The sequence below is a fragment of the Neptunicella sp. genome, assembly GCF_048268085.1.
Lineage (GTDB): Bacteria > Pseudomonadota > Gammaproteobacteria > Enterobacterales > Alteromonadaceae > Neptunicella.
The window spans coordinates 1-25,687 of record NZ_JBLWWF010000021.1 but is presented as its reverse complement, the minus strand read 5'-3'; the positions used below and the strand labels follow the sequence as shown (position 1 = coordinate 25,687).

Annotated in this window: 28 protein-coding genes; 14 read left to right on the top strand and 14 right to left on the bottom strand. The window is 45.0% G+C overall.

Going from position 1 to position 25,687, the window contains the following annotated elements; all coding sequences use genetic code 11:
- Nucleotides 1–25: 25 nt before the first annotated feature.
- Nucleotides 26–754 (top strand): carboxy-S-adenosyl-L-methionine synthase CmoA, encoded by a 729-nt coding sequence (gene cmoA / locus ACTD55_RS15710; RefSeq protein WP_438865325.1) that lies wholly within the window; start codon nt 26–28, stop codon nt 752–754.
- A 24-nt stretch (nt 755–778) separates the two neighbouring features.
- Nucleotides 779–1,747, top strand: a complete 969-nt coding sequence (cmoB, locus tag ACTD55_RS15705) for a tRNA 5-methoxyuridine(34)/uridine 5-oxyacetic acid(34) synthase CmoB (protein WP_438865283.1) — start codon at nt 779–781, stop codon at nt 1,745–1,747.
- Between the two features lie 184 nt (nt 1,748–1,931).
- Here the strand turns inward: cmoB and ACTD55_RS15700 are convergent, their stop codons facing one another.
- Nucleotides 1,932–3,035, bottom strand: a complete 1,104-nt coding sequence (locus ACTD55_RS15700; RefSeq protein ID WP_438865282.1) for a glycoside hydrolase family 5 protein — start codon at nt 3,033–3,035, stop codon at nt 1,932–1,934.
- A gap of 208 nt (nt 3,036–3,243) precedes the next feature.
- Here ACTD55_RS15700 and ACTD55_RS15695 point away from each other — a divergent pair, with 208 nt between their 5' ends.
- The 6 genes from ACTD55_RS15695 to ACTD55_RS15670 all read left to right on the top strand — a co-directional run bounded on the left by ACTD55_RS15695 (nt 3,244) and on the right by ACTD55_RS15670 (nt 7,038).
- Nucleotides 3,244–3,888, top strand: a complete 645-nt coding sequence (locus ACTD55_RS15695) for a putative glycoside hydrolase (RefSeq protein ID WP_438865281.1) — start codon at nt 3,244–3,246, stop codon at nt 3,886–3,888.
- A 146-nt stretch (nt 3,889–4,034) separates the two neighbouring features.
- Nucleotides 4,035–5,399 (top strand): MATE family efflux transporter, encoded by a 1,365-nt coding sequence (locus ACTD55_RS15690; protein ID WP_438865280.1) that lies wholly within the window; start codon nt 4,035–4,037, stop codon nt 5,397–5,399.
- The gene (locus ACTD55_RS15685) at nt 5,396–5,848 is read left to right on the top strand and encodes an MOSC domain-containing protein (protein ID WP_438865279.1); all 453 of its coding nucleotides are present in this window, start codon (nt 5,396–5,398) and stop codon (nt 5,846–5,848) included. The genes ACTD55_RS15690 and ACTD55_RS15685 overlap by 4 nt, the downstream gene beginning before the upstream one ends.
- A complete protein-coding gene (locus ACTD55_RS15680) occupies nt 5,848–6,249 on the top strand; it encodes a putative quinol monooxygenase (RefSeq protein ID WP_438865278.1) in 402 nt (133 codons plus the stop codon). Before ACTD55_RS15685 ends, ACTD55_RS15680 begins: the two co-directional genes overlap by 1 nt.
- Before the next feature lie 16 nt (nt 6,250–6,265).
- On the top strand, nt 6,266–6,505 hold the full coding sequence (locus ACTD55_RS15675; protein ID WP_438865277.1) for a hypothetical protein: 240 nt from the start codon (nt 6,266–6,268) through the stop codon (nt 6,503–6,505).
- A 5-nt stretch (nt 6,506–6,510) separates the two neighbouring features.
- Nucleotides 6,511–7,038 carry an NADPH-dependent FMN reductase gene (locus tag ACTD55_RS15670; RefSeq protein ID WP_438865276.1) on the top strand — a complete coding sequence of 176 codons (528 nt, stop codon included), beginning with the start codon at nt 6,511–6,513 and terminating at the stop codon, nt 7,036–7,038.
- A 15-nt stretch (nt 7,039–7,053) separates the two neighbouring features.
- Here the strand turns inward: ACTD55_RS15670 and thiI are convergent, their stop codons facing one another.
- The 3 genes from thiI to pomA form a co-directional block, all read right to left on the bottom strand.
- A complete protein-coding gene (thiI, locus tag ACTD55_RS15665; protein WP_438865275.1) occupies nt 7,054–8,514 on the bottom strand; it encodes a tRNA uracil 4-sulfurtransferase ThiI in 1,461 nt (486 codons plus the stop codon).
- 111 nt (nt 8,515–8,625) lie between these two features.
- A complete protein-coding gene (locus tag ACTD55_RS15660; protein WP_438865274.1) occupies nt 8,626–9,558 on the bottom strand; it encodes a flagellar motor protein MotB in 933 nt (310 codons plus the stop codon).
- A 17-nt stretch (nt 9,559–9,575) separates the two neighbouring features.
- A complete protein-coding gene (pomA, locus tag ACTD55_RS15655) occupies nt 9,576–10,337 on the bottom strand; it encodes a flagellar motor protein PomA (RefSeq protein WP_438865273.1) in 762 nt (253 codons plus the stop codon).
- Between the two features lie 239 nt (nt 10,338–10,576).
- Between pomA and ACTD55_RS15650 the strand changes: the two genes are divergently transcribed.
- The 3 genes from ACTD55_RS15650 to dxs are packed head-to-tail and all read left to right on the top strand — an operon-like array spanning nt 10,577 to nt 13,588.
- Nucleotides 10,577–10,828: an exodeoxyribonuclease VII small subunit gene (locus tag ACTD55_RS15650; protein WP_438865272.1), complete on the top strand. Its 252-nt coding sequence runs from the start codon at nt 10,577–10,579 to the stop codon at nt 10,826–10,828.
- A complete protein-coding gene (gene ispA / locus ACTD55_RS15645) occupies nt 10,828–11,715 on the top strand; it encodes a (2E,6E)-farnesyl diphosphate synthase (protein ID WP_438865271.1) in 888 nt (295 codons plus the stop codon). The genes ACTD55_RS15650 and ispA overlap by 1 nt, the downstream gene beginning before the upstream one ends.
- A 13-nt stretch (nt 11,716–11,728) precedes the next feature.
- Entirely contained in the window at nt 11,729–13,588 is a 1,860-nt protein-coding gene (gene dxs / locus ACTD55_RS15640) for a 1-deoxy-D-xylulose-5-phosphate synthase (RefSeq protein WP_438865270.1), read from the top strand.
- A 194-nt stretch (nt 13,589–13,782) separates the two neighbouring features.
- Here the strand turns inward: dxs and ACTD55_RS15635 are convergent, their stop codons facing one another.
- The 8 genes from ACTD55_RS15635 to nrdR form a co-directional block, all read right to left on the bottom strand.
- A complete protein-coding gene (locus ACTD55_RS15635; protein ID WP_438865269.1) occupies nt 13,783–14,271 on the bottom strand; it encodes a phosphatidylglycerophosphatase A family protein in 489 nt (162 codons plus the stop codon).
- A 9-nt stretch (nt 14,272–14,280) separates the two neighbouring features.
- Nucleotides 14,281–15,246, bottom strand: a complete 966-nt coding sequence (thiL, locus tag ACTD55_RS15630; RefSeq protein WP_438865268.1) for a thiamine-phosphate kinase — start codon at nt 15,244–15,246, stop codon at nt 14,281–14,283.
- A 9-nt stretch (nt 15,247–15,255) separates the two neighbouring features.
- Nucleotides 15,256–15,681 (bottom strand): transcription antitermination factor NusB, encoded by a 426-nt coding sequence (gene nusB / locus ACTD55_RS15625; protein ID WP_438865324.1) that lies wholly within the window; start codon nt 15,679–15,681, stop codon nt 15,256–15,258.
- An 18-nt stretch (nt 15,682–15,699) separates the two neighbouring features.
- Nucleotides 15,700–16,173 (bottom strand): 6,7-dimethyl-8-ribityllumazine synthase, encoded by a 474-nt coding sequence (gene ribH / locus ACTD55_RS15620; RefSeq protein ID WP_438865267.1) that lies wholly within the window; start codon nt 16,171–16,173, stop codon nt 15,700–15,702.
- Nucleotides 16,174–16,281: 108 nt separating this feature from the next.
- Entirely contained in the window at nt 16,282–17,388 is a 1,107-nt protein-coding gene (gene ribBA, locus ACTD55_RS15615; RefSeq protein WP_438865266.1) for a bifunctional 3,4-dihydroxy-2-butanone-4-phosphate synthase/GTP cyclohydrolase II, read from the bottom strand.
- Between the two features lie 47 nt (nt 17,389–17,435).
- Nucleotides 17,436–18,098: a riboflavin synthase gene (locus ACTD55_RS15610; protein ID WP_438865265.1), complete on the bottom strand. Its 663-nt coding sequence runs from the start codon at nt 18,096–18,098 to the stop codon at nt 17,436–17,438.
- Between the two features lie 6 nt (nt 18,099–18,104).
- Nucleotides 18,105–19,232: a bifunctional diaminohydroxyphosphoribosylaminopyrimidine deaminase/5-amino-6-(5-phosphoribosylamino)uracil reductase RibD gene (ribD, locus tag ACTD55_RS15605; RefSeq protein WP_438865264.1), complete on the bottom strand. Its 1,128-nt coding sequence runs from the start codon at nt 19,230–19,232 to the stop codon at nt 18,105–18,107.
- Nucleotides 19,233–19,234: 2 nt separating this feature from the next.
- Nucleotides 19,235–19,684 (bottom strand): transcriptional regulator NrdR, encoded by a 450-nt coding sequence (nrdR, locus tag ACTD55_RS15600; RefSeq protein WP_438865263.1) that lies wholly within the window; start codon nt 19,682–19,684, stop codon nt 19,235–19,237.
- Nucleotides 19,685–19,779: 95 nt separating this feature from the next.
- Between nrdR and ACTD55_RS15595 the strand changes: the two genes are divergently transcribed.
- Nucleotides 19,780–20,235: a DUF6265 family protein gene (locus tag ACTD55_RS15595; protein WP_438865262.1), complete on the top strand. Its 456-nt coding sequence runs from the start codon at nt 19,780–19,782 to the stop codon at nt 20,233–20,235.
- Here the strand turns inward: ACTD55_RS15595 and ACTD55_RS15590 are convergent.
- A complete protein-coding gene (locus ACTD55_RS15590; RefSeq protein WP_438865261.1) occupies nt 20,232–21,035 on the bottom strand; it encodes an ion transporter in 804 nt (267 codons plus the stop codon). The genes ACTD55_RS15595 and ACTD55_RS15590 overlap by 4 nt on opposite strands.
- 138 nt (nt 21,036–21,173) lie before the next feature.
- Entirely contained in the window at nt 21,174–22,157 is a 984-nt protein-coding gene (locus ACTD55_RS15585) for an aldo/keto reductase (protein ID WP_438865260.1), read from the bottom strand.
- A 408-nt stretch (nt 22,158–22,565) separates the two neighbouring features.
- Here ACTD55_RS15585 and ACTD55_RS15580 point away from each other — a divergent pair, with 408 nt between their 5' ends.
- Both ACTD55_RS15580 and ACTD55_RS15575 read left to right on the top strand, forming a co-directional pair.
- Entirely contained in the window at nt 22,566–24,557 is a 1,992-nt protein-coding gene (locus ACTD55_RS15580; RefSeq protein ID WP_438865259.1) for a M3 family metallopeptidase, read from the top strand.
- Nucleotides 24,558–24,901: 344 nt separating this feature from the next.
- Nucleotides 24,902–25,576 carry a hypothetical protein gene (locus ACTD55_RS15575; protein ID WP_438865258.1) on the top strand — a complete coding sequence of 225 codons (675 nt, stop codon included), beginning with the start codon at nt 24,902–24,904 and terminating at the stop codon, nt 25,574–25,576.
- Nucleotides 25,577–25,687 lie beyond the last annotated feature (111 nt).

The window sequence follows — 25,687 nt, the reverse complement described above, 5'->3', positions numbered from 1 at the left end:
TCATTTTTTAGTAAGCAACGTTATGATTTCTTCCAGTAAAGACGCAATTTACTCCCAGCCACAACAAGTAGGCGACTTTCGCTTTGATCAGGCGGTAGCAGAAGTCTTTCCGGATATGATCCAGCGCTCAGTGCCGGGTTATAGCACCATTGTTGACAGTATTGGCCAGATAGCCGGCTACTACCAACAACCGGATAGTCATTATTATGACTTGGGTTGTTCCTTGGGAGCGGCAACATTGGCGATGCGTCGCTATATCAATGCAGCCAACAGCCAGATCATTGCGGTTGATAATTCCCAAGCCATGATTGAACGCTGCCGACTCCATCTGGATGCCTTTAAAGCAGAGACTCCGGTAAAGGTTATCTGTGACGATTTACAAAATATCAAGATAGACAACGCAGCCGTAGTGGTCATGAATTTTACCCTGCAATTTATTCCCCCCGCCCAGCGCGAGGTTATCATCCAGTCCATATACGCAGGCCTCAAACCCGGTGGTGTATTGATCCTGTCTGAAAAAATGCGCCATGAAAGCAACCAGGCCAATGAGTTACTGATTGATTTACATCATGAATTTAAACGCCGTAATGGCTATAGTGAATTGGAAATTAGCCAAAAACGCACCGCTATTGAAAATGTCATGCAAACCGACAGTATGGAAATTCATCAGCAGCGACTGCAGCAAGCCGGATTTAGTGATGTCGTCACCTGGTTTAGTTGTTACAACTTTAGTTCGCTGGTCGCGATTAAATAATCTGAATGCAAAATAAGGGCAATAATGTCTTCCAAGTGGTTTAACTCATTTTACAAAATACTCGCGGATTCACCGCTGCATAAATGGCTGGAAGTGTTACCCGGGCAAATTGCTGACTGGCAACAACATCAACATGGTGAGTTTGCTAAATGGCAGCGTCTGTTAGACAAACTTCCGCAAACCGAGCCATCCTGTTTGCAATTACAAGATCAGGTTCGCTTTGGCAGTGCTAGCGACATCAGTGAATATCAACAAAAGCAAATCGAAGGTTTGTTAAAACAATTTATGCCCTGGCGCAAAGGGCCTTTTTATATTCATGATATTCACATTGATACCGAGTGGCGTTCCGACTGGAAATGGGATCGGGTCAGTCCTCATATTAGCGATTTGACCGGACGCCATATATTAGACATTGGCTGTGGCAGTGGTTATCACCTTTGGCGCATGTTGGCTCAAGACCCCAAATTAGTAGTCGGTATCGATCCCACGGCCCTTTTTCTGATTCAATTTCAGGCGATTAAACACTTTAACCCCGATCCGCGTATTCATTTAATGCCGGTAGGGGTGGAACATTTACCAGCATTAAACGCTTTTGACACAGTGTTCTCTATGGGGGTGTTGTATCACCGCAAGAGTCCAATCGAGTTTTTACAGCAGCTTAAAGCTCAGTTACGCCCCGGTGGTGAACTGGTGCTGGAAACGCTGGTTGTGGAAGGTGATGAAAACACCGTTTTAATGGCTGGAGATCGTTACGCGCAAATGCGTAATGTATGGTTTTTACCCAGTACAGCCGCACTCACAGTATGGATGCAGCGCATTGGTTTTAAAGATATTAAGGTTGTTGACCTGGATCAAACCAGTCTTGAGGAACAACGTTCAACCGAATGGATGACCGGTCAATCATTACAAGATTTCCTCAATCCGGAAGATATTAATAAAACCATAGAAGGCTACCCTGCACCATTGCGCGCCACTATCGTTGCGACGATTTAGATAATAGCAACGAGTCGCGAGTTTCGAGCCCGAGCTAAAATACGGGTTCTCCGGCAAAAGATGGGGAGATAACAAACTAACGGGTTAAAATGTGCCATTCGTATTGAACGTGGAGCAGTCGAAATATGAACAGCACATGTAAGATGTTTATCTACAAATTGGTGTTTTTACGTGAATAATCTATTTATCGGTGCTTGTTTTTGGTCATTACCGACTTGAAATACGCACCTTGTTCGGTGGGCGTATAATTCCAGTCTTTAATCATCATGGGTCCCCAATCCGGATCGAATACCCACGCCGTCCATGAGGCACCAATTTTCTCAAGATAATCGGTAATTATCGGTCCGTAACTGCCATCGTTATTAATCACTGGCATATGTGCGCCCGGTTCGCCTTCACGAACAAAACCGATTTCACTACATATTAACGGATATTTTTTTGCCACAAATCCCCAGGTATTTTCCCAACTGTCGATATAAGGCGGTTTTGTTTTTTGCGGATATGGGTGAGCAATATAAGCAATCCCCTTGGCATCAATAGGCTCGTTTTTAACCGGACGTAAATCATAAGCCCAATTAAAACCTGCTACTGCCGGGATCACGTTTGTATCGTGAGCATAAATAATTGAAATCACTTCTTCATTAAAGGCTTTCCATTCCTTCCAGCTCACATCGCCTAACTGACCACCATATAACGTCGGCTCGTTAAAAATTTCATACACAGCAATTGTGGGAACATTTTTATACCGATAAGCGATACTGCGCCAGAATTGTTTGGTTTCACTGAGTGTCGTGTCGTACATCGGGTGCTGATACAGTCCATCGATCACATTACCAATCGAGTGCCAGTCGAGGATTAGGTAAAGATCTCGTTGATTGGCCCATATCACCGCCTGATCGATCAACTTCATATATTCATTGGCGCCATGTCCTCGCCATGAAATAGGATGAACAGGAATACGCACCACATTCGCGCCCCATTGTTTAATCACATCAAAATGTTTGGCATTCCAGTGGCCATCACGTAATAACTTATCCGGATCGGAAATGTTGACACCTTGGAATACCACGGTATCCCCTTTGTCATTAACAAAATGATTCCCTTTCACCTTAATAAAGGATTGCTTGTGGGTGAGTTCGGCAGAGTCAAACTGCTGTGGGTAAGGAATATCCCACCAACCGTTATCTTTAGATGGATTCTGGGCAGACTCAGCAAAAACCGCACCGTTAACCAGTAACAGTAAAATGAGGGGTAATTTTTTCCAGTAATTCACGGATTGAAACGTCACGTTGGTTCTCCTGTTCACCCCAATAATGGCGGTGATATATAAAAATCATCAACTTATTGTTATTGAAAGATATTATGATTTAATTAACATGGTGATAACATAATGTAAACGTTATCATCCCCAGTGTATGTAAATAAAACCGCATCTTTTGCCTAATTTACAATAACGGGCATCGGCTACGCGGTTAATTTAAAATAAGGAAGCCTTTATGAATCGCGTTTCAATAATCCGCTCTTTAGTAATCAGCCTGGCTATATGTTGTAGTATCGCGCCGCTCAGTCATGCTCAGGAGCAGCAACTTAATGCCGATTACTTTTATTTTTTTAATGGCAAAACGCCAGGTTCATGGGGTCTGACGTTAGGTGATCAATCTAACTGGGTGCTAGCAGTAACGGATTTGCAAGGCGAATCGAAAGATAAGCAAATTGCCATCAGTCCTGCCACTTACAAAACCCCGGGGGATGCTATTAACCTCAAGTGGTCTCACAAAAAAGGGACCGGTCAGTTTGCCATTTATGGTTCACCCATTAATTTAACCAATATTGAACATCGGGCAGCATTAACCATGGAAGTTAAGGTCATCTCCAAACCTAAAAAAGGGGTCTCTATCGGTGTCGATTGTGGTTATCCCTGCCGGGGAGAATTACAGGTGCATAAAATGTTCAGGGAGATGACAAAAGATAAATGGACCACAGTGCCTATTCCGTTAGATTGTTTCAGTGTCAAAGGGCTCGATGTATCTAAAATCAACGCTCCCTTTCTGATTTCTAGCGAAGGCAAATTTGAAATCGAGTTAGCCAATATCAGAATGGAATTATTACCCGAAGGTACGCAAACTTGCGCAAGCCAATAATTGCTTATTACCGTTATATTTGCATTGATCTACCCTCTTAATAGTATAAGCTGCCGCATTTGCGATTATGAAGGCTGTTATTAACGGCCTTTATTGCAAAGCTGATTAATCGTTTTCCCTCAATCAATTGGCAGATCCTGAAAAACATGTCGTTAAAAACTGAAATTCGTCAACTTGCTACCCTTGCCTGGCCGTTATTGATTGCGCAAGTCACTCAAACCTTGATGGGCGTCTCTGATACCATTATGGCCGGGCGAGTGTCAGCCACGGATATGGCTGCAGTGGCCATTGCATCAAGTATTGTCATGCCGATACTGTTTTTTATTCAGGGCATAATTCTGGCATTGCCCCCGATTATTTCCCGTTTAAACGGTGCCAAGTCACTGGAAGCCATCCCCAGAGCCGCACAACAAACCTTATGGTTGGCATTAATGTTGTCGCTGCCACTGGCAGGTTGTTACTGGCTAGTACCACAATTGACTCAATACATGCCAATGGAAGCAGAGCTCAAGCGAATTACCTTTGAGTATTTGCAATACATGCTGTTAGGTACACCGGCTTTTGCCATTTATCAGGTGTTACGCAATTACTGCGAAGGCCTCTCCCTCACCCGCCCCAGTATGGTAATTATGGTGATTGGTTTAATGGTCAATATTCCGGCTAACTATATTTTTATCTATGGAAAATTGGGCATCCCCGCTTTTGGAGGCGCCGGTTGTGGTATTGCTACTTCATTAGTATTTGTCGCTATGATGGTGGCGACCTGGATATACACCTTATATGCAAAATCATTGCAGCAATATCACCTTTATTCACAATGGTTTGCCCCCAAAAAACAGGAAATATGGCAAGTACTCAGTCAGGGTATTCCGATTGCGATGGCGATCCTGTTTGAAGTTTCGCTGTTTGCGGTTGTCGCCTTGTTACTTTCTCCTTTTGGCGCAACCGTGGTGGCATCTCATCAAGTGGCACTTAATTTTTCGGCATTGATGTTTATGATCCCGCTTAGTGTCGGCATGGCCTCAACTATTCGTATTGGACATTTATTGGGAGAAGGTAAACCGGAGTTAGCCAAAATTGCAGTTAAAAGTGCATGGTTAACCGGCGCCTGCACTGCGACTTGTACTGCATCGTTATCGTTTTTACTGCGCTATCACATAGCGGGTTTGTATAGTAACGAAACAATTGTCATCAATATGGCGGCTAATTTAATGTTGCTGGCGGCCATGTTTCAGTTTTCGGATGCCTTGCAAGTCATATCGGGTTGCGCCCTTCGCGGTTATAAAGACAGTAAAGCGATGTTTTATATTACCTTTGTTTCATACTGGCTAATTGGATTAACTACGGGGTGCGTTTTAGGCTTAACCGACTGGATCGTGCCTAAAATGGCCGCCCAAGGATTTTGGATAGGTTTTATTGTAGGCTTAACGTCGGCAGCGGTATTTTTAAGCTGGCGACTCATTTATATTCAACGCGAATGCGAGCAGACTGGATTGAAAGGAGCGTTATGATTAATGTAAAAGGTATCGCCATCAGACAACGTTCCCGGGCCCCAATGCAATCGATTGACCAAGCGAATGTGACCACAGAAGCGGGAATAGATGGCGACTTTCGGGGCAAACCGGGCAAACGTCAAGTCACCCTGTTAAGTGAAGAAGTATGGCAACAAGTCTGTGATGAAATGCAACAAGCAATGCCCTGGACTACTCGTCGAGCCAATATCCTTATTAGTGGGTATCAATTTTCAGCTCAGGATGTGGGCAAACAGGTCAAAATAGGCCAAGTTATTTTGCAAATCTGTAAACAAACCGATCCCTGTCCCAGAATGGATGAACAATTTTCCGGTTTAACGGCGACGCTCACCCCGGATTGGCGTGGTGGTGTTTGTTGTCGAGTCATTCAAAATGGGCATATCATGCTTGGCGATAACGTCACCATCAGTTCGGACAGAGTAAAATAATGTCGATTAGCCGACGTGATTTTATTGTGGCTAGCGGCGCATCGATTGTCACCCTTGCCCTACCGGCGAGTGGTGCTAACAATAGCAAAGGAGTAACGAAAATGTATGGATTGATTGGAAAAATGCTCGCCACAGAGGGTCAGCGAGAGGCATTAATCACTATTTTACTTGAGGGAATTAGCGGTATGCCGGGGTGCCAAAGTTATATCGTGGCCAAAGATCCCGCAGACGATAATGCGATTTGGATCACCGAGGTGTGGGATAGTCAGCAAAGTCATCAAGCTTCGTTGTCATTACCTTCGGTACAACAAGCAATCAGCAAGGCCAAGCCCATCATTGCCGGGTTCGGCGAACGATTTGAAACCACACCTGTGGGTGGTCATGGATTACAGTCCGCTTAACTCACAGGTGACCAACATGGCAATGGCATTCTGGTTGAAACGAACCCTTAGGGTTTTTCTGAGTGTATTCATTCTGCTGTTTATGGTGGAATTACTCAAAGGCCATCGTCTTGAAGACGCTATCGAGTTTTCTCTAATTTGGTCTGGTATTAGCACGGTCATTTTTACCGCAACCCGCTTATTTTATTCCCGCAAAGGCATAAACTGTGCGTTGTGTGACGAGACACCCGCTTCGAAAAGTAACGATAAGGCATAACCTATATGCAAGTTAAAACCTTATTGGCCATATCTGGCAGTCTGCGTCAGCATTCCTATAATTCTGCCGCGCTGCAAGCATTACAAAGTGTGGCACCACCCCACATTCAGGTAACTATCTATCAGCAGTTGGGTGAATTACCGTTATTCAATCCCGATCTGGAACAGCAGTCTATTCCGGCGCTGGATAATCTGCGTCAGCAACTGGCCAGCGCCGATGCGCTGGTCATTGCCAGCCCGGAGTATGCCCATGGTATCAGCGGCCCGATGAAAAATGCCTTAGACTGGTTAGTCAGCGGCGAAGAATTTGTTAATAAACCGGTCGTGTTAATCAACACATCACCCAGAGCCACTCACGCTCAAGCCGCATTAAGAGAGGTGATTACCACTATGTCAGGAAATATTATCGAATCCGCCTGTATTGCGATTCCTTTACTGGGCAGCGAACTGGATCATCGCGGTATCATCAATCATGGTGAGCTAGCAGCAACCTTAACAGAAGCGCTTAACCAACTTTATTCGGCGTTGGATTAACGCCATTCGGTAGTTTTATTTAGCCCGACGATAAACAAAGACATTGTTATAGCCCTGCTCATGCAACAACAAGGCTTGTAATTTACTCATCACCCCACGATCACAATATAAAAAGTAATCATGGTTTTGATCCAAATCTCCAAAGGTTGTGGCCAGTTTAAAAAACGGGATATGTTGTACGTCAATATTATCGATAACCAGCGGGGCATCTTCCTGCTCTTCCCGACTCCGAATATCCAACACCACAGCACCACCAGGAAGTTCGTTTACGGTTTCAACTTCCTTCACTTCTTCATTGGCCATTTCTGCGATACGGCGAATGTCCATTACCTCAACATTTTCCAGCGCCTGATCGAGCAGGGTCATATCAAAATGTTGTTCTTCGGCTTCAACTTTAGCCATCACCGCGCGTACCGTAGGCTTTTTAGAAATTACCCCGCAGTATTCTGGCATCGTACGGGCAAAATCTTCAGTACCAATCGCGCGGGCAGTATTAATAATTTCTTGCTTGTCGGCACAAATTAACGGCCGTAATACCAACATATCGGTGACTTTATCAATCACCGATAAATTCGCTAAGGTTTGACTGGATACCTGGCCAAGACTCTCTCCGGTGACTAATGCAGCGATACCAAAGTGCTCCGCAACCCGAGTTGCCACTCTTAGCATCATGCGCTTTAACACCACCCCCATTAGAGAGTTTTCAACCTTGTTCAGAATTTCTGTCACGATTGGGGCAAAATCCACCGTAATGAATTTTACTTTGTGAGAGGCTCCGTAGCGCTGCCACAAATAGTGACTTACCTGCTTAACGCCAATTTCGTGCTGTTCACCACCGAGTCGAAAAAAACAATAGTGAGTGCGAGCGCCGCGCCGGATCATCTGGTAACTGGCCACCCCGGAATCAAAACCACCAGACATTAACGACAACACATCATCTTGAGTCGGGATAGGAAATCCACCTAATCCGACCAAGCGTTGATCAACCATAAACAAGCGATCGTGCTCTACTTCCAGATTTATAGACACATCAGGATTGCTGAGACTAACGCCACCGGTTTCACAGAATTGGTTTAAGCCACCGCCCACATAACGACCAATTTCAGGCGAAGTAAAGTCGTGATTACCGCGACGTTTAACTCTTACGGCAAAAGTCCGACCTTTTAACTTGTCATGCCATACAGCTTTAACTTGCTGATAAATATCATCTAAATCAGTAAATGTACTTTCCCTGACCTCTAACACTTGCTCAATACCGGGAATACGCTGTAATTGATCAATAATGACCAGGCGATCAGCGGGATTATCTGACTTTGCCGACATTTCCAATTTATCCCAGCGATTCATCACCCCAACTTGAAATTCGTATGGTTTAAAAATATTACGAATATTGGATTCAAGAATTTTGGTAAAACGTTTACGTACCGATTTACTTTTTACCGTGATTTCAGGGTGTAACTTGATGATAAATTTCATTAAAAGGATGTCATGCAAAAATGATGGCTGCGGATTATACCTAATACCAATCCGTATAAACAAGTAACCACTCAGAATGCAAACATAGAACGGGGATTACCCGCTCGATTTTTAAGGTGTAATCGAAATAGGCTCCGATTCTTTTGGCTTGCCTTGCACAATAGTAATTTCCACCCGACGATTACGACTGCGATCCTCGGCAGTCAAATTATCGGTTAACGGCTGACTCGCCGCTCGCCCAACGACGACCATTCGGCTCTCGTCAAAACCCGGGGCTTTACGCAATTCTTCGGCCACGGATACCGCACGCTGGGCAGATAAATCCCAATTGGAGCTATACAGTTCATTAGAGATATTTTGATTATCGCTGTGTCCGGACACATAAACTTCACCGGCCATATCGCCTAGCAACACACCGATTTTGCGTACAATCGGTTTAAATTGTGGTTGTAAAAAAGCTGATCCCGCAGAAAACGATCCATGCTCACGAATACGGATAGTCAATTGTTGACCAAGTGACTCCATTTCAATCGCACCATCTTGTATTTGTTCTTGCAGTTGTTCAGCGACTTTACGCATCAGTTCACTGATTTGTTCATTATCAGCGGCGCTCTCACTGGAAGAGCTGGATTGATCCACCGCGGTTTGCTGCGCCTGACCACCGGTTTGATCGCCACGTTGGTTCTGTTGCCCGCCCGATGAAGACTGTTTACCGGCTTTAAACTCCAAGGCGGGTTGGGTCATTTCCATGGTTTGTTGTTGAATATTTTCGATGGGGGTTGGATCGGGGCGACCGGGACGGAACTCCATCGCAATCACACTGGTTCCTTTGGGAATATCTTTTACTTCAATTTTATTCTGCACCCCAAACGCAAACTTCATTGAACCGGCAATTTGTTTAAATTTAAGTACGTCCATTTCTGAGAATGACAACAACAATACAAAGAAGCACATCAATAACGACATCAGATCGGCAAAAGTCCCCATCCAAGCAGGCAAGCCTACCGGTGGACATTTGGGACATTCTTCTTGATTGCTACTCATGAATCATTCAGCCTTAATTATTCTTCAGCGTCAACGACACGCTTACTTTCAGCAATATAGTTTTTCAGCAAACCTTCAATGACGCGGGGGTTCTGTCCATCGGCAATGCCCACCACACCATCAAGAATTAACGACTGGTTCAGTTTCTCCTGGGCGGCGCGATTTTTGAGTTTGTCGGCAATAGGAATACAAATCACGTTAGCCATAAAAGCGCCATATAGGGTGGTTAACAACGCAACTGCCATCGCCGGACCGATAGATTTAGGATCATCCATGTTAGATAACATCGCCACCAAGCCGATCAGTGTACCAATCATCCCCATTGCGGGGGCAATATCACCCAAACCTTTAAAAATAGTCGAACCAAATTCGTGTCTTTCGCTGGTCATGGCAATATCTTTAGCTAAGGTATCGCGCACCACATCCACATCGTGCCCATCAACCAACATATCGATACCTTTTTGCATAAAAGGCGAATCAATTTCTGCTTCTTCCAACGCTAAAAAACCGCCTTTTCTGGCGGCATCGGCCATTTGTACAATTTGCTGAATCAACTCTTCCGGCGGTTCAAGCTTAAACATAAAGGCTTTAACCGCAATTTTACCGGCATTGAAAAATTGCCCTAGGGTAAAAGAAATCATCACCACGAAAAAGGACCCACAAAATACGATGAGTATCGACGGCACGTTGATAAACATGCTCATTTCGCCACCCAGCAACATGGCCATCACGATGAAACCAATAGAGCCGATAAGACCAATGATAGTTGCTAAATCCACCTAAATTCTCCAAATCCCGCCAGTTGAACTAGCATATCCGACCAACCGTAGACACTTAATTAGCTCTATATTAACGCAATCACAATGTTTTGCATCGCAAATTAAGCAACTTAAGTCTATGACTTATTTCATCATTTTATCGACGTTTAAGCAGATTTCTAAAGCAATTTTGTCAGTCAAAATTGTTTGACCCCGTTTAACCCCTCAGGTAAGGTGCGCTCAGCATTATGAGGCACTCCATGACCAGCAAGAAAAAAAACGAAAACCTGTCTTTTGAACAATCCCTGCAAGAACTTGAAAGTATCGTGTCGCAAATGGAACAAGGCGATCTGGAGCTGGATCAAGCGTTACAGCAATTTGAACGCGGGATTATGTTGGCTCGCAACAGTCAGGCCAAACTCAGTGAAGCTGAGCAAAAAGTAAAAATCCTGATGCAGCAACAAGGTACACAACAATTAGTCGATTTTGAGCAGGATAACCAAGACGAATAATGGACTGGCGTCACTCCCAACAACATTATCTTGAGCGAATTAACGCTCTGCTTGATCAGCATATTCAAGCCCTTCCCGAGCATGCTCCTGAATTAAAACAGGCCATGGCCTATGGGCTTTTAACCGGCGGTAAACGCATCCGTCCTTTTTTGATCTATGCCATGGGTGAAGCCTGTCAGGCGAATATTAATGATTTAGATGTATGTGCCGCGGCAATTGAATGTATTCATGCCTATTCGCTTATTCATGATGATTTACCGGCGATGGATGATGATGATCTGCGTCGCGGACATCCCACTTGCCATATTGCTTTTAATGAAGCCACTGCAATTCTGGCCGGCGATGCATTGCAGACATTGGCATTTGAAATTCTTAGTCAACAAGCCTTATCTGCCGAAGCAGAACCGCAACGACTGGAACTGATTAGAACATTGGCAAAAGCAGCCGGTTACGCTGGCATGTGTGGTGGTCAGGCGATAGATTTAGCCAGTACCGATAAACACATCAGCATTGAACAATTACGTCAGTTACATCATAAAAAGACCGGAGCATTAATCAAAGCCGCATTACAAATGGCAGCATTAGTGGCCAACCAGACACCTGCCCAGATGGCAATAATACTCGATTATGCAGATGCCATCGGTTTAGCATTTCAAGTTCAGGATGATATTCTGGATGTGGTTGCTGACACCGAAACCTTAGGTAAACCGCAGGGTTCCGACCAACTGGCCAATAAATCAACCTACCCATCGTTACTAGGTTTACAGAATGCTCAAAATGAAGCGCTAGCACTTTATAATCAAGCACTACAAGCTTTGCACGCTTTGCCTTACAATACCCAATTATTGCAGTCTTTTACTGCTTATATTATTCAACGCGATCACTAATAATTATACATTCATGAGCCTAGACTTAGAGCATTACCCTGTACTGGCGTTGGCCAATACCCCTGAAGAACTGCGTCAGTTACCGCAGGATAAACTGCGTAAATTAGCCGACGAATTACGTCAATATTTACTCACCAGTGTGAGTATGAGTAGCGGGCATTTTGCCTCAGGTTTAGGCACGGTTGAACTGACAGTCGCTCTGCATTACGTCTATAAAACCCCTTTTGATCGGCTCATATGGGATGTAGGTCATCAAGCCTACCCGCATAAAATATTAACCGGGCGCCGCGCAGCAATGCCGACCATTCGCCAAAAAAATGGTTTACACCCCTTCCCATGGCCACCAGAGAGTGACTATGACACCTTTGCAGTGGGGCATTCCTCCACTTCAATCAGCGCAGCCTTAGGCATGGCTATCGCGGCTGAAAAAGAAAATAAAGGCCGTAAAGTGGTTGCCGTCATTGGTGATGGTGCATTAACTGCCGGTATGGCGTTTGAAGCACTTAACCATGCGGGTGATATTAACAAAGACATGCTGGTGATTTTAAATGATAACGAAATGTCAATTTCGGAGAATGTTGGCGCGTTAAATAGTCATCTGGCCAAACTTCTCACAGGCAATTTGTTTAATAGTATTCGTGAAGGCAGCAAAAAATTACTCAATACTGTTCCCCCTATTAAAGAATTTGCGAGCCGCGCTGAAGAGCATATTAAAGGCATGGTGGTTCCCGGTACCATTTTTGAGGAATTAGGCTTTAACTACATCGGCCCTATTGATGGTCACGATGTCAATGGCATCGTTGATACATTGCGTAATATGCGCAATATGGATGGTCCGCAAATTTTGCATGTGGTCACCAAAAAAGGCAAAGGCTTCGAAAGCGCCGAAAAAGATCCGATTAAATACCATGCGGTGCCTAAATTTAACCCTGCTGAAGACAGCTTGCCCAAATCCACCAGCAGTAAAATAAATTTCTCGGCCATTTTTGGTGATTGGCTATGTGATATGGCTGCCCAAGATGACACCTTAATGGCTATCACACCGGCCATGCGTGAAGGTTCGGGGATGGTGCAGTTTTCCAAACAGTACCCACAGCAATATTTTGATGTAGCCATTGCTGAGCAACATGCGGTGACCTTAGCAGCAGGACTTGCCCGTGAAGGACTGAATCCGGTAGTCGCTATTTATTCGACATTTTTACAACGCGCTTATGATCAGTTGATCCATGATGTTGCACTACAAAATCTATCGGTGTTATTTGCTATTGACCGCGCCGGTATAGTGGGTGCCGACGGCCCGACCCATCAAGGGGCGTTTGATATTTCCTTTATGCGCTGTATTCCCAATATGGTGATAATGACCCCTTCGGATGAAAATGAATGTCGCCAAATGTTGTACACCGGTTATCAACACCAAGGACCTGCAGCTGTGCGTTATCCTCGTGGCAGCGGGATCGGAACGGTTATTGATAAAAGCATGCAACTATTACCTATTGGCAAATCCACCACTCGTCGCCAAGGTAACACTATTGCGATCCTGAATTTTGGTACCTTAATCGGGTTTGCCAGTGAAGCGGCCGAACAGCTGGATGCCACCCTGATAGACATGCGTTTTGTTAAACCGCTGGACACTCAGATTATTGATGAGTTAGTTCAACACCACGAGATGATTGTTACGGTGGAAGACAATGCGATTATGGGCGGTGCTGGCAGTGCTGTCGGCGAATATCTGCAAGACCAAAAACACAGTATTTCATTACTTAAAATTGGGCTTCCGGATCAATTTATTCTGCAAGGCACCCAAGAACAAATGTATGCCGAGCTGGGGCTGGATACCCAAGGAATAATTAATAAAATTCAGGCATTTAAATAGGCAAAATTAGCTCCGAGTGGCGAGCTACGGGCTACGAGCTAAAAGCAAAATATCCTCTCGCAGAGACTCAGAGAGCACTGAAATGTGACTCTTTTCATTCCTTCGACAGTTCGTGCCTCACGCTCAGGATGAACAGGAGGTTGAAGCTTAAGCAGATCCAGTTTTAGATTTAGCTCGTAGCTCGTAGCCCGAAACTAACCAATCCAGCCCAAATACAGCATGCCGTGCATGGACAGCATGGCGAAAATACCGGCCAACACATCATCGGCCATAATGCCAAACCCACCGTGAATATGCTTATCCAGGTAGCTAATTGGCCATGGTTTAAGAATATCGAACAGTCGAAATAGTATAAAACCGGCAATCACATTAGTTAAACTGAGGGGAACCGCAATCATGGTGATCAGGAAACCGGCGACTTCATCCCACACAATGGCAGAATGATCATGTACTCCCATATCGATAGCAGTACGCCCACAGATCCAGATGCCTGCAATGGAACTCATCACTACCACAGCAATATACACACTCAGCGTTATATCGCTAAGTAACCAATACAATGGGATGGCTGCCAATGTACCGAAGGTTCCGGGCATAAAAGGCGCAAGTCCGGATCCAAAACCTAAAGCAAGAAAATGTGCGGGATGGGTTAGTTTTATTCGTTGTCTGAGTTGCTTATCCACTTTAATCAACTATTCACTAAAGTGTTCATAGCCACGAACATTAAATTCAAATGGCTGCTTATTCAGCTGCAACTCCAGTTTGCCGGGTTGACCAGTCATTTGTCCGATACAGGTGACGGCCACATTAGAATGCAATAAGGCGCGATCCAGGTTGCCTTTCTGTTCTTCCGGGATACAAAATAACAACTCGTAGTCGTCCCCACCTACTAGCGCATACTCAAGACCATCCTGAGGCTCAACGCTTTCCAGCAGGGCTTGAGATAACGGCACTTTATCCAGATTCACCACCGCACCACAGTTCGACGCTTTTAGTATATGTTTGAGGTCAGACAATAAACCGTCTGAGACATCAATACAGGCAGTAGCCAGGCGACGTAACGTAGTACCAGCCAATACTCGTGGGGTAGGAAAATTAAGTCGATTGGTTAAAGATTCGCGAAACTTATACGGCACTTCCACCTTGTTCTGGACAATGTCCAGCCCCAAGGCAGCATCGCCAAGTGTTCCGGTTACATATAGCAAGTCACCAGGTTTGGCACCACTGCGAGTTAAGGCTTGCTGTTCGGGGATAAACCCCATCGCGGTAATCGTGATACTCAGTGGTCCTTTGACCGTATCACCACCAATTAACTGCACGGAATAATACTCACACAGCTCACGCATGCCTTGTGAAAATTCGTCCAGCCATTGTTCATCCACTTGAGGGATTGAAAGCGACAAATTAATCCACGCCGGTTCGGCTCCCATTGCAGCCAAATCACTTAAATTAACCGCCACCGCTTTGTGGGCTATCGCTTGAGGTGAAGTATTCTCTGGGAAATGCACACCATTGACGAGTGTATCAGTAGTAACGGCCAGATTTTGTCCGGCAGCAACAGAGCTGACCGCACAATCGTCACCAATACCGATCAGGACATCCTTGCGTTGATAGCTTCTTTGCTTAAAGAAGCTATCGATAATCGTAAATTCTTTCACGTTATATTTTTATTCGGCTTGTTCGTGTTTACGGAAGTAGTGAATGGCTTTATCCAGCACACCATTAACAAACTTGTGACTTTCTTCGGCACCAAAAGACTTGGCAAGTTCAATCGCTTCGTTAATGACAACTTTAAAAGGTACATCAATACGATGTTGCAATTCATAAGTGGCAATCCGAATAATCGCTTTTTCCACCGGATCCAGTTCTTCCGGTAAACGGCCAAGATACGGTTTTATTTTTTTATCCAGTTCATCTACGCGAGCCACGACTTGATTCAGTAATTCCTGAAAATAAGCCATATCCACTTTAGTCATATCATTGGTGGTTGCCATGTGCAGTTCAATTTGCTTGACCGGATTACCGGTCATCTGCCATGAATACACTGCTTGCAAAGCCAGTTCTCTGGCTTGACGTCGCGCCGCCGGTTTCATTACCGCAGGTTTCATCGATTATTCCCCGGCAATCTGGGCAACAACATTGACCATTTCAAGTGCACCTAACGCGGCATCAGCACCTTTATTTCCGGCTTTGGTACCAGAACGCTCAATAGCCTGTTCAATACTGTCGGTGGTGATCACACCAAATGACACGGGAATGCCATACTCTAGCGATACTTGCGCTAGACCTTTGTTACATTCACCAGCCACAAAATCAAAATGTGGAGTACCACCGCGAATAACCGCACCTAAGGCGATGATAGCGTCAAATTTTTTCGATTCGGCTAATTTTTTAGCAATCAGAGGCAATTCATAAGCGCCAGGCACTCGCACCAAGGTAATATCCTGATCATTGACTTCCCCGTGGCGCTCAAGCGCATCCAAGGCACCGTCAACCAGACTTTCAACCACAAAACTGTTAAAACGAGAAACAACAATGGCAAATTTTTTACCTGTTGCGCGGATATTACCTTCGATGATATTCATATTGCTTTCCTGTCCAAAAAACCTGCCGAAAAAATGCGGCGCACATTATAGCATGGAACATCCCAATCAGGGATGAGTATTTTACTAGGTCGAATTTACTCGCCAATATTACTCGTAAACATATTCAACAATTTCCAGCCCGTAACCGGATAATGCAGAATATTTTTTCGGTTTACTTAACAAACGCATCTTGTGTACGCCAAGTGAGGCCAATATCTGGCACCCTACTCCGACCGTACGTGAACTGCCGCGCCAAGTTGCACCAGCCGGTTGCTCACCTCTATCTTCAGCCGCAAATTGATGAATCTTCTGCACAATGTCTTGCTCGGATTCTTTCTTACCCAGAATCACCAAAACGCCCCCCTGTTCACCAATCACTTTCATGGCACTGGGTAAACTCATACTGCGTTCCACAGACCTTACCGACCCCAGCATATCGCTGAATGTATCTTGCAAATGTACCCTTACCAGCGTCGGCTGCTGTGCCTGAACCGCGCCATTGCGCAATGCGTAATGTAATTGATTATCGATGGCATCTTTGTAGGTGATTAAATCAAACTCACCGTATTCAGTAGGTAATTTACATTCGGCAATCTTTTCAATCGTGGTTTCATGCAAATTACGATATTCGATTAAATCGGCTATGGTACCGATTTTAATGTTGTGTTTGGCGGCAAATACTTCCAACTCAGGACGACGCGCCATGCTGCCATCTTCATTGAGCACTTCAACAATCACACTGGCGGGTTCGCACCCGGCTAGTCTGGCTAAATCAACGCCAGCTTCGGTATGACCTGCGCGATTCAATACACCGCCCTGCTTGGCAATTAATGGAAAAATATGCCCCGGTTGAACAATATCACTGGCTTTGGCATCAACCGCGACCGCAGCTTGAATCGTTCTGGCTCGATCAGCGGCAGAGATTCCGGTAGTGACCCCCGTGGCGGCTTCTATTGACACGGTAAAATTGGTGCTGAACTGCGCACCATTGTTGGTCACCATCAAGGGTAAATTCAAACGACGACAGCGTTCTTCCGTCATCGGCATACACACTAACCCACGGGCATGAGTGACCATAAAATTAATCGCTTGCGGAGTAACATGTTCAGCCGCCATGATAAGATCGCCTTCGTTCTCGCGATCTTCATCATCCATCAAAATAACCATTTTCCCCTGACGAATATCTTCCAGGATCTCTGCGGTGGTATTGAGCATAGTGTTATATGACCTTTACTGTAGGTAATTATTATTTTAGATAGCTTTTATTTTAAATAACCGTGTTCGGCCAAAAAGGCTAAGCTAATATCATTTTTCGCCGTCGATTCAGCAGCCTTGTCGCCTAGCATCAGACGTTCCAGATAACGGGCGATAACGTCAACTTCAAGGTTCACTTTGCTGCCGGGCTGATAACTACCAATAATGGTTTCTTGCATGGTGTGCGGTACAAGGGTGAGCCGAAATGCCGCACCATCCACTTGATTAACCGTCAAACTGACACCATCGACCGTTATCGACCCTTTTTCGGCAATGTATCTGGCCAAGTTAGTGGGGGCATTAATCCATATTTCAACAGCTTTACCTTTGTCATCAATACTTTTCACCTCACCGACACCATCGACGTGTCCACTGACAATGTGGCCACCAAAACGTGAGGTCGGTAACATGGCCTTTTCCAGATTAACCCCCTGACCGTTGGCATAATGGGCAAAACCACTTCGGGTTATTGTTTCCGATGAGACATCGGCACTAAAATGCTGTGAGTCAAACTCAACCACAGTCAAACATACCCCGTTGGTAGCAATACTGTCGCCTAAGGCCACATCGGCCATATCCAGTTTACCCACATTGACCCGTAATCGAACATCCGTGCCATTATTTTGTAAACTCTCAATTTTACCGGTAGCGGCGATAATTCCTGTAAACATAAAAACCTATTGATAAATCGGCTTAGCAACAATTTTTAAATCATCACCAACCTGTCGAACATCTTGCCATTGTAACTCAATCGCTTGCTGCATGCGTTCAAACAATGGCAAATTTAATAAATTACGGCTCTTGTCACCCATAATTTTAGGGGCGATATAGAGTATTATTTCATCCACTAGCTTGGCTTCCAGCAATGCACCGGCAAGACCGGCCCCCGCCTCTACCCACACTGAATTAATGTCTGATTGACCTAAATGACTTAACAATACATCAAGATCGATTTTACCCAGCAAGTTTTCCGGGCCTTGCCATTGGCTGACATTGTCGCCAAAAGGTTGGCTATTACGGGTTTTATTGGCTAATAACACCGCGTCACCTTGATTAACAATGCGATGTTGACTGGACACTTTATTGTCGCTGTCCACAATAACGCGCAAGGGTTGGCGAACTTTGCCCGAATCTAAATAAGTGACTGGCTGACTGATGTCCTCCAAACGCACATTGAGTAACGGATCATCAGCCAATACGGTACCGGAACCCGTTAAAATAGCGCAATATCGAGCTCGATAATGTTGTACATCCTGACGTGCTGCGGGACCGGTGATCCATTGACTTTGACCATTCTGTAGCGCGGTTTTTCCGTCCACACTGGCGGCCATTTTTAGCGTTACAAAAGGTTTACCCTGTTGCATTCTTTTCACAAAACCTCGATTCAGTTCCAAGGCTTGTGGTTCCAGCAATCCATAGGCGGTTTCGATCCCCGCTGCCGCAAGTAACTCAAGGCCGCGCCCTGATACTTGTGGATTGGGATCCACCATGGCACAAATCACTTTTTTAATACCGGCTTTGATTAACGCATTAGCGCAAGGCGGTGTGCGCCCATAATGACTGCATGGCTCAAGTGTGACGTACGCGGTCGCTCCAGTGGCTTTTTCACCGGCTTGTTGCAAGGCGTGGACTTCGGCGTGAGGCGTTCCGGCTTGCTGATGCCAACCCTGACCGACAATATCGCCTGCTGGACTAACAATTACACAGCCCACCATCGGATTAGGAGAAGTGGTATAGGCACCTTGCGCGGCTTGCTGCAGTGCCAGATTCATCATGCGGTAGTCTTGCACACTAAATGATGACAATGTCAGTCTCCTAAACGGGCGATTTCTTCCCCAAACTCACGAATATCTTCAAAGGAGCGATACACCGAGGCAAAACGGACATAAGCGACTTTATCCAGCTCTTTCAAACCATCCATGATCAGGTTGCCGACTAGCTCGCTGCTGACTTCCCGTTCACCGGTAGCACGCAACGCAGACTTAATCCGGTTGATGCATTCTTCGACTTTTTCGGTATCCACCGGGCGTTTTTCCAATGCTCTTTGCAGACCCGCACGTAGCTTGTCTTCATTGTAGGGTTCCCGTGAACCATCCCGCTTCACAACGCGAGGCAGGACAAGTTCCGCCGTTTCAAAAGTGGTAAATCGCTCATGGCAACTAATGCATTCACGGCGTCTACGTACCTGATGTCCCTCCGCCACTAATCTGGAGTCAATGACTTTGGTTTCCTGAGCCGAACAAAATGGACAAAACATAGCAGGATCTCAACCTAATTGGCTGGTAAGTTATTAAATTGCCGCTAAGCTATCAAAAAAAGCCGCCAAGCAACAGCTTCATTAACGAGTTAGTTATGCGACACACCTTAGTTTCATATGTAGTGTTAAGTTTTTATTTTCCAATAGCGCTGGCTGATTGTCATCAAGCCAATCACTATCAATGGCTGGTTGGTTACTGGTCTACCCAAGGTCAAAAGACGCAAATTAACGAGGTGTGGCAGCAACTTTCAGCCGACACATTTGAAGGTACTGGAAGCACCATAAAAGATGGCAAAAACGTTGCGCAGGAAAGTTTGCGTCTGCTGTCGATGAATGGTGAACTATTTTACCTCGCCAAGGTAAAGCATAATCCGCTGCCCATCGCGTTTAAACTGACTCAGTGTAGTGACCATCAAGTACGATTTGACAATCCTGACCACGACTTTCCGAATCAGATTGAATATCGCTTAATCTCCGCATCTGAACTGCAAGTCGATGTGCGGGATAACAACGGTAAAGGGTTTAGTCTGACGTTGATAAAACAATCTTAATCACTCTTTTTGTCTGCTAAACCGCGTACCATCGCTTTTAACTCAAGAATTTCCCGCTGTAACTCACTTATACTAGGCTCAGTATCACTAGCCTGTCTGGCTTTAGCATGCTCTTGTTCCATGACATTAACCACGATGCCAATCACCATATTTAAAAAAGCAAATGCCGTGAAAAAGATAAACGTCAGGTAATAAATCCAGCTAAATGGATAAACATCCATGGTTTCGTATTGAATATCGGTCCAGTCCTCAAAGGTCATTACCCGGAATAAGGTCAGCATCGAAATGGCAATATTGCCCCATAAATCGTTATTGATGTCTTTAAACAAGAAACTGCCCACAGCAGCGTACATATAAAAAATAATAAACATCAGTAACACCACATAACCTAACTGTGGCAGCGCTCTGAGCAATGAGTTAATCAAAATACGCAGTTCAGGGATAATTGACACCATTCGCAACACCCGAAAGACTCGCACCAACCGCGCCAATAGCGCCATTTCGGTATCTTGAATGGGAATTAAGCTAACGAGTACCACCAAGGTATCAAAGATATTCCAACCCGATTTAAAAAAGGCCCGTTTATTCGGTTCGGCAATAAAACGCACGCTGATTTCAAACAGAAAAAAGACCGTAATAAACAAATCCAGAAAATACGTCATCGTGGCCGCAATTGGCGGCAGATCATAGGTTTTAGCGCCAATTTCCAGCGCCGACACGATAATGACTGACACCACAAATAATTCAAAAATGCGGTTATTTTTAAGCTTTAATAACTGGTTTTGGATGGTTTGATACATTCGGAATAGTCTGAGCGAAATAAGTAAGGGCTAAATGGGGTAATTTAATTAAATTTAAACGGGCTGCAATAAAAAATCGCCACATAATCAACTATGTGGCGATTTCGGGATCAATCAATCGGCATTGGGCCGACGGGATTAATACTGACCGCGTATATGCTGGTGCACTTGGGCATGATAAAAATCACTTAACGCCAGATGCAATTCATCACTCAATGGAGGTAACGCTGAAATAGCGGCATTGGCTTGTGCCTGATCCGCTGAACTGGCACCGGGAATAATGGTAGATACCGCATCATGATCAAGGATCCAACGTAACGCCAATTGCGCCATACTGACTCCGGCAGGCGCGTATTGTTTGAGTTGTTCGGTCAGCTCTACGCCTTTATTAAACGGTAAACCAGCAAAAGTCTCACCCACGTTAAAACATTCACCATTCTGGTTGAAATTACGATGATCAGACTCATGAAAGCGAGTATCGGTAGTGAATTTACCACTTAATAAACCGCTGGCCAGCGGTAAGCGAACAATAATACCCACCCCTTTGTCTTTAGCTTGCGGCAGCAGCTCTTTAACCAATTTTTGACGGTACAGATTAAAAATAACCTGCAACGACAATAACCCCTGCTGTTCGAGACAAATCAGTCCTTCTTCAACAGTTTCCACACTGGCACCAAAATGCTGAATTAATCCTTGCTGCTTTAAATTACGCAGCCAGTCAAAAATGGCTCCGTCGCGTAATACCTCGGTAGGCACACAATGTAACTGGACAAGATCCAGACTCTCAACCCCCAAACGCTGAATTGAGGCTTCTACCCCCTCACGCAGCGCTTGCTCGGTGTAGTTATCCGGGAACACATCCCCGCCCCGTCCAAACTTGGTCGCCACTTTGACTTGTCGATCCGTCTGTTGCAAGAATTGACCGATTAGCTGTTCGCTCTTGCCACCGCCGTAGACATCAGCGGTATCGAGAAAACTCACGCCACTCTCCAGTGCCGCCTCTAAAATTGAAAAAGCCTGCTGTTGACTAAAGTCCTGACCCCAGTCGCCACCTAATTGCCAGCAACCCAATCCGACTTCACTGACCGTAAAGCCAGGTTGTCCTAACGCTCTAAATTTCATTTGATACCTATTTAATCTCATTTTAGAAAAAGCCACGGCTTGGATTATTACGCTAATTGCATCCAAGATCCAAAGCGGCTATTCGACACACCACCCTAACTGAAACAGGCCAACCAGTGCCATTGTGATTTTTAACTATCTGTTAAATTTATTACTTGCTCAAGCCGCAAAAGGCGCATCAAGACTCCACCATAACGGAGAGTGTAAATTGGGCACAGGGGTTAGTTGCCGGATATAAACGTCGTCATTCGATCTCTCCATTCCCCCCATTGATCACATTACTTTACAATTACGGCACCTTGCTATTCGACTTTTTAAAAAAATGGCAATTATACTGGGCTGTTAGCAATAATGAGTTTGACCACAAGAATATCCCCGCCAAGGGGTAATAAAAACAAGAGGGACAACATGAAAACAGCACTTTTACCTTTCGCGCTGGCAGCCTGTCTGGCAACCAGCTCACTCGAGGCCTTCGCAGGCGAACACAGCATGCTGATCACGGGTATCGACCCGACTTTGAGTGGTGAGCAATTTACCGCCTTGTGTGACAAGCAACTGGAACAGGCCAAAACCGAATTTACCGCAATAGAAAAATCAACCGGACCGGCGACCTTGCAGTCGGTAATGGGTGCCTTTGACCATATCAATGATGTGCTATTGCCCGTCAACCATGCATGGTATATGAAAGCCGTACATCCTGATGCAGCGGTGCGTGATGCCGCCACCAAATGCAGTGAGCATATTTCAGATTTTTACAGCAGCGTGGGACTGTCCAGAGGGTATTATGATCGTCTGGCGGCCATTGACATAAGTCAATTGCAAGGTAGTGAAAAATATATGCTGGAAAAGGAATTAAATGACTTCCGCCGCGCCGGCGTCGACAAAGATGATGCGACCCGCGCCAAAATCCGGGCCTTGCAACAACAAATTACCGAAATCGGCAATCAATTCGATCAAAACATTCGCGAGGATGTGCGCGTTGTAATGGCGACCAAGGAGCAACTGGCAGGCTTGCCACAGGACTTTATCGACAGCCACCCCGCGGATGCCGATGGCATGATTAAAATCACGACAGACTACCCTGACTTATTCCCGGTAATGACCTACGCAGACGATGATGACCTGCGTCATCAACTACGCATAGCCTCACGGGATAGAGCTTATCCGGTCAATGAAGCGATTCTCAAGAAATTGATTGAGAAACGCGATGAACTGGCCCACCTGCTGGGCTTTGATAACTACGCTGCCTTATCGATGGACAGTAAAATGATGGGCGATCCGGCGCATGCTCAAGCCTTTTTAACTAAAGTCGGGACGGCTGCACAAGGTCCGGTAAAAAAAGAGCTTGCGATTTTACTCGCTCGCCTGAAAAAAATTGATCCAACAGCCAAACAAGTACAAGTGTGGCAAGCCGGTTATTTGCAAAATTTGTTACGTCAGGAAGATTACGCGCTAGATTCCAAAGAAGTGCGCCAGTATTTCCGCTATGACAAAGTGCGTGACGGCATTTTTGGCCTGACTGAAGATTTGTTCGGAGTCAAAATTCGGCCTTGGAAAACCACCGTCTGGAATGACGATGTGGAGTCTTACGAAATGCTTGAAAATGGCAAAATTATTGGCCGTTTTTATCTGGACGATCATCCCCGCGCGGACAAATATAAACATGCAGCGCACTGGACATTGCGCGCCGGTATAAAAGACAAGCAAATCCCCCTATCCGGGCTGGCGACCAACTTCCCTAAAGGATTGATGGAACATAATCAGGTCGAAACCTTTCTGCATGAGTTTGGCCACCTGCTGCATAATATGTTTTCCGGCAACCGGAAATGGTATTCCATTACCGGCATGAGCATGGAACGGGATTTTGTTGAAGCCCCCTCACAAATGCTCGAAGAATGGGTATGGGATTACGACACCCTGAAAAATTTTGCCACTAATGACAAGGGCGAAACGATTCCCAAAGCGCTGGTCGAGAAAATGAACAAAGCCCGTGATTTTGGCTTGGCCACTGGCACCGCGACACAAATTTTTTATGCCAATCTGGCATTGAACTATTACGACAAAGATCCCGCCAGTTTTGAATTATTTCCAATGATGAAATCGCTAGAGGATAAATTTGCCCCCTATCCTTATGTTGAAGGGACGCATTTTTACTGCAGCTTTGGTCATCTAAACGGTTATGGTTCGGACTATTACACCTATCAATGGTCACTGGCCATCGCGACCGATTTATTCAGTCGTTTTGAAAAAGAAGGCTTGCGTAATAAAGCCGTTGCCAAGGAATACCGCGATAAAGTGCTGGGCGCAGCGGGCAGTAAACCCGCCCGCGAATTTGTGAAGGACTTCCTCGGCCGTGAATTCAGCCCGGATGCCTATATCAAAAAACTGGAAGAATTATAAACACCGTTAAATAGTCTATGGCCCACCCTCGCTTTGCAAGGTTGGGCCATTTTAATTTGCCCCTGTTTTAATTTGCCCCGGAATACTGATCTCAATAACTTCCCATCCGGCTGGAATTGAGATTGCCGATGGCAACTAAGAGCGAAAAACAGACAATATGGAAGTTGTTTGATAATCTGGGTTATAAGTCGGGTTTCGACCCAAAGCGGACATCGTACTTGCCGACCATGCAAGTTGCCTAAGTTCGCCGTGAAAAAGCGCGGCCGGGACCGATTCCAACCGGACAAAACCCAACAACGTTCGCATTTTTCCCTTGGCAAAGCTTTAGAAAAAAGAGAAATCGAATGAGTTTATACGAAGAAAAGTTTGTACTTTTTGTTGATATTCTAGGTTGGGGCGAGCTGGTCTTTAAGTCGGAAAAGGAAGAAAATATTCTAAGTCAAATTCATGGGGTGATAAAAATCCTGATTGATATTAATAATTTCACTCCTGATGCTGTTGAATCGATCAATAGCGTTATCGAGGAGCATGAAAAAATACCTGTAGATATTGGGCCTGCAGCAATCAAAGCTATTCAATTCTCTGATTCTTTGGTTTTTACGTTCGACAATACAGTTGTGTCATTAACCTATGTTTATGCTGTTATGGCAGCCATATCAAGTATCTTGGCAAATATGGGGTATTTTGTCAGAGGAGGAATAGATTATGGAAATATATATCACGAAGATGGAGGCATATTTGGGCCGGCAATGAATAATGCTTATTATATTGAAAGTAAAGAGGCTAACGTCCCGCGTATATTATTTTCAGAAAGAGCCGAAAAGGTAACTTCTAAATTACAAATACCAAGTAGCTTTACATTTATAGATAAAGGTAGGTTATGCCTAAATAACTTCGATAAACTCAATGATATTGAAAATATTATTAGTATTGTAAATGACAAAGTCAGTCTGCATAAACAAGACGCTAAATTAGCAGAGAAATACCAATGGGTAAAAGAAAGGTTAAGAAAGCTCTAACACATATGAGCCTCTGGTAGGTCAATAGGTACTAGTTATCTTTTTGGCCGCGTTAGCGGTCAAATCCAAATCAATCAACAAAGTCGTTTACTTCGTCTGTCACGGTAGCTG

Bases quoted from the DNA above. Each gene is read 5' to 3' on its own strand.
- cmoB (WP_438865283.1), top strand. From the start codon at position 779: ATGTCTTCCAAGTGGTTTAACTCATTTTACAAAATACTCGCGGATTCA.
- ACTD55_RS15695 (WP_438865281.1), top strand. From the start codon at position 3,244: ATGAATCGCGTTTCAATAATCCGCTCTTTAGTAATCAGCCTGGCTATA.
- ACTD55_RS15690 (WP_438865280.1), top strand. From the start codon at position 4,035: ATGTCGTTAAAAACTGAAATTCGTCAACTTGCTACCCTTGCCTGGCCG.
- ACTD55_RS15685 (WP_438865279.1), top strand. From the start codon at position 5,396: ATGATTAATGTAAAAGGTATCGCCATCAGACAACGTTCCCGGGCCCCA.
- ACTD55_RS15680 (WP_438865278.1), top strand. From the start codon at position 5,848: ATGTCGATTAGCCGACGTGATTTTATTGTGGCTAGCGGCGCATCGATT.
- ACTD55_RS15675 (WP_438865277.1), top strand. From the start codon at position 6,266: ATGGCAATGGCATTCTGGTTGAAACGAACCCTTAGGGTTTTTCTGAGT.
- ACTD55_RS15670 (WP_438865276.1), top strand. From the start codon at position 6,511: ATGCAAGTTAAAACCTTATTGGCCATATCTGGCAGTCTGCGTCAGCAT.
- thiI (WP_438865275.1), bottom strand. From the start codon at position 8,514: ATGAAATTTATCATCAAGTTACACCCTGAAATCACGGTAAAAAGTAAA.
- ACTD55_RS15660 (WP_438865274.1), bottom strand. From the start codon at position 9,558: ATGAGTAGCAATCAAGAAGAATGTCCCAAATGTCCACCGGTAGGCTTG.
- ACTD55_RS15650 (WP_438865272.1), top strand. From the start codon at position 10,577: ATGACCAGCAAGAAAAAAAACGAAAACCTGTCTTTTGAACAATCCCTG.
- ispA (WP_438865271.1), top strand. From the start codon at position 10,828: ATGGACTGGCGTCACTCCCAACAACATTATCTTGAGCGAATTAACGCT.
- dxs (WP_438865270.1), top strand. From the start codon at position 11,729: ATGAGCCTAGACTTAGAGCATTACCCTGTACTGGCGTTGGCCAATACC.
- nusB (WP_438865324.1), bottom strand. From the start codon at position 15,681: ATGAAACCGGCGGCGCGACGTCAAGCCAGAGAACTGGCTTTGCAAGCA.
- ribH (WP_438865267.1), bottom strand. From the start codon at position 16,173: ATGAATATCATCGAAGGTAATATCCGCGCAACAGGTAAAAAATTTGCC.
- ribBA (WP_438865266.1), bottom strand. From the start codon at position 17,388: ATGCTCAATACCACCGCAGAGATCCTGGAAGATATTCGTCAGGGGAAA.
- ACTD55_RS15610 (WP_438865265.1), bottom strand. From the start codon at position 18,098: ATGTTTACAGGAATTATCGCCGCTACCGGTAAAATTGAGAGTTTACAA.
- nrdR (WP_438865263.1), bottom strand. From the start codon at position 19,684: ATGTTTTGTCCATTTTGTTCGGCTCAGGAAACCAAAGTCATTGACTCC.
- ACTD55_RS15595 (WP_438865262.1), top strand. From the start codon at position 19,780: ATGCGACACACCTTAGTTTCATATGTAGTGTTAAGTTTTTATTTTCCA.
- ACTD55_RS15590 (WP_438865261.1), bottom strand. From the start codon at position 21,035: ATGTATCAAACCATCCAAAACCAGTTATTAAAGCTTAAAAATAACCGC.
- ACTD55_RS15585 (WP_438865260.1), bottom strand. From the start codon at position 22,157: ATGAAATTTAGAGCGTTAGGACAACCTGGCTTTACGGTCAGTGAAGTC.
- ACTD55_RS15580 (WP_438865259.1), top strand. From the start codon at position 22,566: ATGAAAACAGCACTTTTACCTTTCGCGCTGGCAGCCTGTCTGGCAACC.
- ACTD55_RS15575 (WP_438865258.1), top strand. From the start codon at position 24,902: ATGAGTTTATACGAAGAAAAGTTTGTACTTTTTGTTGATATTCTAGGT.